A 10,032-nucleotide genomic window follows, 5' to 3' on the forward strand; every position below is an offset into this window, starting at 1 on the left:
AATTCCCGAGGGGTAGGATATATGAAAATCGATGGAAAAGAGAGCCGTCACATCATAGTACCTAGTTATAACATGCAACCGCTAGAAAATTTAATTCTGGAAGTTGTGCGACGTTCAGACCGTTATTTTTAATTTGATGAGGCTGTTGCCCCGTAGCCTTCAAGCGAAGGATTGGCTTACAGCCTCGCCAGCTTTAGCTGGCTAACGGGGATATGTAAAGACCCCCGTCCCATAGTAATTACCCCTTATCACTAGATATAGTCCACTTTTACCATGTAGTTAACTAAAACAAAATCTACCGCCTAGTTAACTTTTCGTACTTGGGCGGAGAGAGGATAATTTATGACACACGAAATTGAAGTAATTCTTAATAATAACAATGAACGAAAAACAGTTATTATGACAAGCGTTGACGAAATAACATTTGTTATCAAACCCACAGAAGATACAGTCGGTGATTATCCAGATAATTGGCATCAAATTGCTTCAACGCTATCTGAGATAATAGCTAATAAACTATCTCTGCCTATTCTTTTTGGAAATTATATTCCATTAAAAACACCTCCAGCAGGCTATACAGATGGATTCACCTTTCAAGACTTGCCTTACTATTTTGCAATTGCTTGGCATCAGACTAACTTTACAACGGGTATTATATTAAAGTTCAGTGCATCTGCATTGTCGCAATATAAATCTAGTTATCAAGACTTAAACAGTAAATCAATTGACGTCCACAACATGGCGCAATTACTGGACGAGGATTACTATGAATTACGTCTTTCACGTATTGACTTTGCCGTTGACTATTTTAACTATAAGTTAACTGTCAATGACCTCTACCAAGGTTTGAAAACAAAGCAATACATCATTACCAATAACAAGGGACGTAAAAATATATCAAAAATTAGTGCTCAAGAGGTAAATGGATATGCTCAAACTGTTTATATTGGTAGCAAGAAAAAGAATATTAACGCTTTACTTCGTATCTATAATAAGTACCAGGAGCAATTAGATAATCAAGGACGGTATATGCACCTCACAAAATTCTGTGATTCTTGGATTCGTATGGAGGCTTCCTATAAAGGAACTTATAGTAATCAAATCCTAGCTCTGCTACTAACATTAGAAAGCTCTGAAGACTTGAGCAAGCTAATTGTCAATAAAATACTTGATAAGTATTGCTTCTACGAATCAACTAATGGAGAAGCTCTTGATGTAACAAGTGATTTAATGAAAAATATGGGAGACTTTCCAGCACTAGAATCATTATCTTCAAGGAATAATGACCTGATGGCAACAATATTATATTTAATGAAAGGTAGTGGCTTCTATCCACTTCTATGGAAAATAGAAACAATATGGGGAACAGAAGCACGTAACCACTTCATCATCAGACTAATTCAAGAGTATGAGGCCAACTACACCCCAAACACAGATGTAGGAATATGGTTATCTAAGTTTGGTGACAAACTCTCTAATCTTAATTTTAAAGATTTACTTGAAGATGCTTTTCAAATTTTTTATCAAAAAAACAACATCAACCCTAAAAATTCCGCCAAGAACAATAAGAATGATGTTGCCGATTAACTGAGATAAGACTAGGCTTATCCCTAGTCTATTATCTCATAATTTAGAAGGGAGATAAAGTCATGGAAATAAATAAATTTACTATTGACTTAGCAAATATCACTATTAAGCTTCCTGATTCGAAGATTATTGTAGATAAAGATGAATATGAAAGACTGAAGAAAAGTGCTGTAGCAGGTCAGTATATGACTATGAATGATGTCCTAGAAATGCTCTCTGTATCTCGTCCATGGCTACTTGAAAATGTCCTATATAAGCCGATTATTCGCAAACAAATTGATATTGAACAAAACCCAAACGGATTTGTAAAATATCCTCAGAATCGAGGAGGTCGATATTTCTTTTTAGCTACTAAAACACGTGAATTTTTCGAACAGAATTTTCTAGAAATTTTCAAATAATTATGCTATGATAACCAAGACAACCCTTGGTTATCTGCTTTTTATGAAAGTGAGGTAACTATATGGCATCCTATAGACAAAGAGGTAAGAAAAAATTATGGGACTATAGAATCTTTGATGATAAAGGAAAAGTAATAGCTTCAAATTCTGGATTTAGAACTAAAAAAGAAGCTGAACTTGAAGCAATTGAGATTGAACTTAGACTTCTAAAAGGGGCTAACATTGATAGACAAATTAGTTTACATGAACTTTGGAAAAAGTGGTATGAGCTACATATCGTGCCTTTAAATAAAAAACAGGCGACACTCAACAAACACATAAAACGTGGCAAACTAATTGAAGAGTTTTTCGGAAATATGCCTTTAGTAAATATAAAGGCTAGTCGCTATCAACTCTTTATCAATCAATTTGCCAAAACTAATGGTCGTGATAATGTTGCTCGTTTAAATTCTGAAGTTAAGAAAGTTCTAGAATTTGCTAAGCAAGACCGACTTGATTTCCATGACTTTACAATAGGTGTAAAGATAACTGGATTAGAACCAGCAAAATCAAAAGAAGATAAGTATATTCATAGTAAAGCAGATTATAAAAAATTAGTTAATTATCTTTACAATAATGTAAACTATACTGACAACTTAGTTTACTATCTTCTTTACATACAGTTAAAGACTGGTATGAGATTTGGAGAGGTGTTAGGCTTAACTTGGGATTGCATACTTTGGAAAAGCAAAGAGATTGTAACTTATAGGCGATACGATTCAGCGAAAAATGAGTTTACAGACCCTAAAACAAAAACATCTGTACGAAATATTCCTATTGATGATACTGTAATAGAAGTACTCGATAAATTGCTAAAAGAGCAAGATACAATTGATTTCGATAATCCAAATAATCTTCTATTTGTTAATCCAATTTATGGTGTACCTTCAAATAAAACTGTCAATACTTGTCTCAGTGAACTGCTTCATCAATTAAATATAACTCCAAAAGTCCTAACAGCTACTGGTATTCGTCATACCTATATCAGTATTTTACTGGCTGAAGGAATTGATATTTGGACACTTTCGAAAATCGTAGGTCACAAAGATACAAAGCAAATTATAGAAACTTACTCTCATCTTATTAAGGAAAAAGAGGAAGAAGAAACTGAAAAAATTAGAAAAATCATGTCAGCAAACACTTGACCATTTTTTGACCAAATTTTCCTATTGTATGATTATTCATGTCGCTTTTTCACGATTTTTTCATTCTTATCCAATATGCAGTAAAAGCTGAGATAGTTCTAAATTCATTGACCAACTTTTGACCAAAACAACAAAAAACCTTGATTTCTCAAGGTTTCCTATGCTTTATCTACTCCGCCAACAGGGCTCGAACCTGTGACATCATGATTAACAGTCATGCGCTCTACCAACTGAGCTATGGCGGAAGAAATAGTCCGTACGGGATTCGAACCCGTGTTACCGCCGTGAAAAGGCGGTGTCTTAACCCCTTGACCAACGGACCATTTTTAGAACAATAACTAGTATAATACATGTGACTTTGTTTGTCAATACATTTTTTTGATTTTTTATTGTATTGACAGAGTGCTTTGTTTAATGTAAAATAAAATGGTTAAGGTTCCATAGCTCAGCTGGATAGAGCATTCGCCTTCTAAGCGAACGGTCGCAGGTTCGAATCCTGCTGGAATCATTTAGACCTACCTCGAGTAGGTCTTTTTTCTTGCCATAATTCATAATTAATATATAAAACTGGCAAAATCAGACCAATAAGGGCATATTCTTCAAATTGGAAGGATAGGTGAGTAGATATAATGACACCTAGCATAAACCCTATAATGGTCAATAAGATGTTTCTACCTGTTTTTCTAAGTTCTGAATCTTTTTCAATAACTCCTTTAAACCAGAGGTAAGCAGCATTTTTGACATTCCCTGTCATCATCACATTGGCATACGGAGCACCTCGTAACCTTCTAAATGTTTCTACTTGAATAGAGGCTACGAAGGCTAGACTAGCAATTGTAAAAGACGCAGGCATAATAGGTGAGAGAATGATAGTTAGTAAAATAAGAACTAACATCATTACACTACTACCAAAGTGCCAAGACCATGTTTGTTTTTCAAAATACCTTCTTGCTAAGTAGGTAAAAAATTGTCCGAATACAAAAAATAAAATGGGAATGGAAAAATTAACTACCTGCGCAAAGTCACCTTTAGCTAAAAAATAAGCTAGGGAAATAACATTTCCAGATTGTACACCAGCAAAGCGACCACCCTGAGTCACAAAAGTAAAGGCATTTAAATAACCACTGATAAACGTTAATGAACAAGCAATTCTCAATCCCTCAAAAACACGATAATCTTTTTGATTCATTTTCACTCCTTGTTTCACGTGAAACTACTTATGATATGGGCTTCCCTGCTGAATCATAAATGCACGATAAATCTGCTCGATGAGAACTAATTTCATTAGTTGATGGGGAAGTGTCAACTGTCCAAAACTCATCAACAAATTAGCTCTTTTTTTAATACAAGAATCGAGACCCAAACTACCACCGATGATAAAAGTTATATCTGAATACCCATTTACTGCAATGTCAGATATCTTTTGACTAAATTCTTCCGATGGAAATTGTTTGCCTTCTATCGCTAAGGCAATGACAAAATCTCGCTCTCCAATTTTAGACATAATTCTATCGGCTTCTTTTTTTAATATTTGTTCATTCTCTGCCTGACTGGCTTTATCTGGTGTTTTTTCATCAGGAAGCTCAATCATATCCAACTTAGCAAATCGTCCCAATCGTTTACTATATTCTGCAATACCTTCTTTGAGGTACTTTTCTTTCAATTTTCCAACGGTAATCAATTTTATTTTCATAAAATAATTGTAACATATCCACAAGCGTACGACAGAAAATATTTTTAGAAAATCAGGATATGGCTACAGTTTTTCACATAATTCACAGAGTTATCCACAGGTTGTGGATTGATTTTTGAAAACTTTAAGCTATAATTAAGAAAGCAAGAGTAATCTTAAGGAAAATTAAAGAAATAGAAAGGATTCTTTATATGAAAAAATATTTGAAATTTGCGATTTTATTTGTAATTGGATTTTTTGGAGGTCTTATCGGGGCCTTATCAGCATCTTTCTTCCAACCACAGGTTCAACAAGCAAATTCTACTATCACTAGTGTCAGCAATGTTCAATACAATAATGAAACTTCCACCACAAAAGCTGTAGAGAAAGTACAAAATGCTGTTGTGTCTGTTATTAATTACCAAAAGTCAGCCAACAATAGTCTTGGTGCTATCTTTGGAAATATTGAATCATCTGACGAACTAGCCGTTGCTGGAGAGGGATCTGGTGTTATCTACAAAAAAGATGGTCAATATGCCTATATTGTGACAAATACGCATGTTATTAATAACGCAGAAAAGATTGATATTCTTTTAGCATCTGGAGAAAAAATCAGCGGTGAACTCGTTGGTTCCGATACCTATTCTGATATAGCTGTTATAAAAATATCAGCAGATAAAGTCACTGCTGTTGCTGAATTTGCTGATTCCGATACAATTAAAGTTGGAGAAACTGCTATCGCAATTGGTAGTCCTCTAGGTAGTGTCTACGCCAATACAGTTACTCAAGGTATTATTTCCAGCCTAAGTCGGACAGTTACTTCACAATCAGAAGACGGACAAACAATCTCAACCAATGCTATTCAAACCGATACAGCTATCAACCCAGGAAACTCTGGAGGACCGTTGATTAATATCCAAGGACAAGTTATTGGTATCACCTCTAGCAAAATCACCTCAAGTTCTGTAAGTAGCTCAGGTGTGGCTGTGGAAGGGATGGGATTTGCTATTCCTGCAAATGATGCCGTAGCTATTATCAATCAACTTGAAAAAGATGGAAAAGTTAGCCGACCTGCTCTTGGAGTTCATATGGTTAACTTGACGACCTTGTCAACTAGTCAATTGGAAAAAGCTGGATTATCAAATACGGAATTAACATCCGGTGTCGTAATTGTCTCTACACAAAGTGGGCTACCTGCAGATGGAAAATTAGAAACTTTTGATGTTATTACTGAGATTGACGGAGAAGCTATTCAAAATAAGAGTGACCTCCAGAGCGCTCTCTACAAACATCAAATTGGAGATACAATCACTGTAACTTATTACCGCAACAATCAGAAACAAACTGTTGACATTAAGTTGACACATTCTACAGAAGAACTTAGCGAATAATTGACAAATAAGACTTTACACAATTGTAAAGTCTCATTTTTTTTGCTAGAATAAGGATATATGGAAGAATTACGTACACTAAATATTTCAGAAATCCATCCCAATCCCTATCAGCCAAGAATTCATTTTGATGAAAAGGAGCTACTTGAGCTCGCTCAATCCATTAAGGAAAATGGCTTAATTCAACCGATTATTGTAAGAAAATCTTCTATTATCGGATACGAATTATTAGCTGGAGAAAGAAGGTTGCGAGCTAGTCAATTAGCTGGACTGACTACAATACCAGCAGTGGTAAAAGAACTGACTGATGATGATTTACTCTATCAGGCTATCATAGAGAATCTGCAGCGTTCTAACTTAAATCCGATAGAAGAAGCAGCCTCTTATCAAAAATTGATTAGTAGAGGGTTAACACATGATGAAGTTGCTCAAATCATGGGAAAATCAAGACCATATATCAGTAATTTATTGCGCCTACTAAATCTATCATCTCAGACTAAACAAGCTGTAGAAGAAGGAAAAATTTCACAAGGGCACGCGCGACAATTGGTGTCATTTTCAGAAGAAAAGCAAGCCGAATGGGTTCAACTCATTTTATCAAAAGATTTAAGTGTGCGTACGCTTGAAAAATTAATAGCTGCAAATAAGAAAAAACACACTAAGCTTAAACAACGCGACCAATTTTTAAAAGAACAGGAAGATTCACTCAGTAAAACTCTTGGAACAGCTACAAAAATTCTCAAGAAGAAAAACGGGAGCGGAGAAATTCGAATTAGCTTTAATGACCTCGATGAATTCGAAAGAATTATCAACAATTTAAAATAGACTTGTTTACAATTTATTTTTATAAACACTCTTTTCCACACTAAAATCATTACAAAAAGTCAGGACCAGCAAAGGTTCTGACTTTTATTCACATTTTGTGGAAAACTTTTCTTAACAGTGTGGATTTTTAAAATTATCTGTGGAAAACTTTTTTTTTTTATGGTACACTATTCTAACGAATATAATGTGAAAGGGGGAAAATATGAACCAAGAACAACTTTTTTGGCAACGATTTATTGAATTGGCAAAAGTAAATTTTAAGCCATCTATTTATGATTTTTATGTCGCTGATGCAAAATTACTCGGAATCAACCAGCAAGTTGCCAACATTTTCTTAAATCGTCCATTTAAAAAAGATTTCTGGGAAAAAAACTTCGAAGAGTTAATGATTGCCGCTAGTTTTGAAATCTACGGAGAGCCTCTTGCCATCCAATATCAATTTACAGAGGATGAACAGGAGATTAAGAACACTACGAACGCAAGAAGTTCAGTGGTTCACCAGGTACAGACACCTGAATCAGCTACTCCTCAAGAAACTTTTAAACCGGTTCATTCTGATATAAAATCCCAGTACACCTTTGCTAATTTTGTACAAGGAGACAATAATCACTGGGCAAAGGCTGCAGCTTTAGCTGTATCTGATAACCTAGGTGAGCTCTACAATCCATTATTCATTTTTGGTGGTCCTGGTCTTGGAAAAACTCATATTTTAAATGCGATTGGAAATAAGGTTCTAGCCGATAATCCCCAGGCAAGAATAAAATATGTCTCATCGGAAACATTCATCAATGAATTTTTAGAACACCTCCGTCTCAATGATATGGAAAGTTTCAAAAAAACCTATCGCAATCTGGACTTACTTCTAATTGATGACATTCAGTCTCTCCGTAATAAAGCAACAACACAGGAAGAATTTTTCCATACTTTTAATGCGCTTCATGAAAAAAATAAGCAGATTGTACTCACAAGCGACCGTAATCCCGATCACTTAGACAATTTGGAAGAAAGACTAGTAACACGTTTCAAATGGGGGTTAACCAGTGAAATCACTCCACCTGATTTTGAAACACGTATCGCAATTTTACGTAACAAGTGCGAGAACCTGCCTTACAACTTTACAAATGAGACGCTATCCTATCTAGCTGGGCAATTTGATTCGAACGTACGTGACCTTGAAGGTGCCTTAAAAGATATCCATTTGATAGCCACTATGCGTCAACTGTCTGAGATAAGTGTCGAGGTTGCTGCTGAGGCTATTCGATCAAGAAAACAAACAAATCCACAAAATATGGTTATTCCTATTGAGAAAATCCAAACCGAAGTGGGAAATTTCTACGGTGTCAGCTTGAAAGAATTAAAAGGTTCTAAGCGTGTTCAACATATCGTTCACGCGCGACAAGTTGCTATGTTTTTAGCACGTGAAATGACAGACAATTCCCTTCCAAAAATTGGGAAAGAATTTGGTAATCGAGACCATACAACCGTTATGCATGCATACAATAAAATAAAAACTCTCCTCTTGGATGATGAGAATTTAGAAATAGAGATTACCAGTATAAAAAATAAACTTCGTTAACCTGTGTATAACTTTTTAAAAAACTTTGTTTTTTTCCACAAGTTGTGAACAAGTTAATTTCCGCAGTTTTATTGGTCTTTCATCACTTTTCCACAGAATCCACAGAGACTACTATTACTATTAACCTTATAGATAATAAATAAAGGAGAATCCATGATTCAATTTTCTATTAATAAAAATATATTTCTACAAGCACTTAGTATTACTAAACGGGCAATCAGTACAAAAAATGCTATTCCAATTCTTTCAACAGTAAAAATTACAGTAAATAGTGAAGGGATTACTTTAACTGGTTCAAATGGACAAATCTCGATTGAACATTTTATTTCTATTCAAGATGAAAATGCAGGACTTTTGATCAGTTCTCCAGGTTCCATTCTCTTAGAAGCTGGTTTCTTTATTAATGTCGTATCCAGTATGCCGGATTTAGTCCTTGACTTCAATGAAATTGAACAAAAGCAAATCGTTTTGACAAGTGGCAAGTCTGAAATCACATTAAAGGGAAAAGAAGCAGAACAGTATCCTCGTTTACAGGAAGTTCCAACTTCAAAACCATTGGTGTTAGAAACCAAAGTATTAAAACAAACAATTAATGAAACAGCATTTGCAGCTTCTACACAAGAAAGTCGTCCTATTCTTACGGGTGTTCATTTTGTTTTAACAGAAAATAAAAATCTAAAAACTGTTGCAACAGATTCACACCGTATGAGCCAACGGAAATTGGTCCTTGATACATCTGGTGATGATTTTAATGTTGTCATTCCAAGTCGTTCTCTCCGTGAATTTACTGCAGTTTTTACAGATGATATTGAAACAGTGGAAGTCTTCTTTTCAAATAATCAAATCCTTTTTAGAAGCGAGCATATTAGCTTCTATACACGCTTATTAGAAGGTACCTACCCTGATACAGACCGCTTAATTCCAACTGAGTTTAAAACAACTGCAATTTTTGATACTGCAAATCTTCGTCACTCGATGGAGCGTGCTCGTCTTCTTTCAAATGCAACCCAAAATGGTACAGTAAAACTAGAAATTGCTAATAATGTTGTATCGGCCCATGTAAATTCTCCAGAAGTTGGACGTGTGAATGAGGAATTAGATACTGTAGAAGTATCAGGTGAAGACTTAGTAATCAGCTTTAACCCAACTTACTTGATAGAAGCATTGAAAGCCACAACTAGTGAACAAGTGAAAATTAGCTTTATCTCTTCTGTCCGTCCATTTACATTGATTCCAAATAATGAAGGGGAAGATTTTATTCAATTGGTTACACCAGTTCGTACCAACTAAATAATATTAAGAACGGCTAAACTAGCCGTTTCAGACTGAAGACAAAGTCCTTAGAATTGATTTTCTAAGGGCTTTTCTTCGTATTTAGGAGTATAATATAAGAAAA

9 protein-coding genes and 3 tRNA genes are annotated in these 10,032 nt (G+C 34.9%); 8 read left to right on the plus strand and 4 right to left on the minus strand.

Features of this window, described 5'->3' with window-relative positions; translation table 11 throughout:
• Positions 1–342: 342 nt before the first annotated feature.
• From P7J58_RS06370 to P7J58_RS06380, 3 genes are all read left to right on the plus strand, one after another.
• The gene (locus tag P7J58_RS06370) at positions 343–1,587 is read left to right on the plus strand and encodes a replication initiation factor domain-containing protein (protein ID WP_408555907.1); all 1,245 of its coding nucleotides are present in this window, start codon (positions 343–345) and stop codon (positions 1,585–1,587) included.
• 62 nt (positions 1,588–1,649) lie between these two features.
• Complete coding sequence (locus P7J58_RS06375; protein ID WP_408555908.1) at positions 1,650–1,988, plus strand: DUF771 domain-containing protein; 339 nt, start codon at positions 1,650–1,652, stop codon at positions 1,986–1,988.
• 62 nt (positions 1,989–2,050) lie between these two features.
• Complete coding sequence (locus P7J58_RS06380; protein WP_014638877.1) at positions 2,051–3,172, plus strand: site-specific integrase; 1,122 nt, start codon at positions 2,051–2,053, stop codon at positions 3,170–3,172.
• A gap of 172 nt (positions 3,173–3,344) precedes the next feature.
• On the opposite strand, the gene P7J58_RS06385 is transcribed toward P7J58_RS06380, so the two are convergent.
• Positions 3,345–3,417 (minus strand) — tRNA-Asn (locus P7J58_RS06385).
• Positions 3,418–3,422: 5 nt separating this feature from the next.
• A tRNA-Glu gene (locus P7J58_RS06390) sits at positions 3,423–3,494 on the minus strand.
• Between the two features lie 112 nt (positions 3,495–3,606).
• Here P7J58_RS06390 and P7J58_RS06395 point away from each other — a divergent pair.
• Positions 3,607–3,680 (plus strand) — tRNA-Arg (locus P7J58_RS06395).
• Here the strand turns inward: P7J58_RS06395 and P7J58_RS06400 are convergent.
• Together P7J58_RS06400 and rlmH are read right to left on the minus strand one after the other, a co-directional pair.
• On the minus strand, positions 3,678–4,361 hold the full coding sequence (locus tag P7J58_RS06400; protein ID WP_029171250.1) for a YoaK family protein: 684 nt from the start codon (positions 4,359–4,361) through the stop codon (positions 3,678–3,680). The genes P7J58_RS06395 and P7J58_RS06400 overlap by 3 nt on opposite strands.
• A gap of 24 nt (positions 4,362–4,385) precedes the next feature.
• Positions 4,386–4,865, minus strand: a complete 480-nt coding sequence (rlmH, locus tag P7J58_RS06405) for a 23S rRNA (pseudouridine(1915)-N(3))-methyltransferase RlmH (protein WP_023371894.1) — start codon at positions 4,863–4,865, stop codon at positions 4,386–4,388.
• A gap of 191 nt (positions 4,866–5,056) precedes the next feature.
• Between rlmH and P7J58_RS06410 the strand changes: the two genes are divergently transcribed.
• From P7J58_RS06410 to dnaN, 4 genes are all read left to right on the plus strand, one after another.
• Positions 5,057–6,235: a S1C family serine protease gene (locus tag P7J58_RS06410; protein WP_180273318.1), complete on the plus strand. Its 1,179-nt coding sequence runs from the start codon at positions 5,057–5,059 to the stop codon at positions 6,233–6,235.
• A gap of 60 nt (positions 6,236–6,295) precedes the next feature.
• Entirely contained in the window at positions 6,296–7,060 is a 765-nt protein-coding gene (locus P7J58_RS06415; RefSeq protein WP_099833035.1) for a ParB/RepB/Spo0J family partition protein, read from the plus strand.
• Between the two features lie 202 nt (positions 7,061–7,262).
• Positions 7,263–8,636 (plus strand): chromosomal replication initiator protein DnaA, encoded by a 1,374-nt coding sequence (gene dnaA / locus P7J58_RS06420; RefSeq protein ID WP_024376047.1) that lies wholly within the window; start codon positions 7,263–7,265, stop codon positions 8,634–8,636.
• 153 nt (positions 8,637–8,789) lie between these two features.
• Positions 8,790–9,926: a DNA polymerase III subunit beta gene (gene dnaN, locus P7J58_RS06425; RefSeq protein WP_099833037.1), complete on the plus strand. Its 1,137-nt coding sequence runs from the start codon at positions 8,790–8,792 to the stop codon at positions 9,924–9,926.
• The last annotated feature ends 106 nt before the right edge of the window (positions 9,927–10,032 follow it).

This window comes from Streptococcus suis (genome assembly GCF_046032535.1).
Taxonomy (GTDB): Bacteria; Bacillota; Bacilli; order Lactobacillales; family Streptococcaceae; genus Streptococcus; species Streptococcus suis_AK.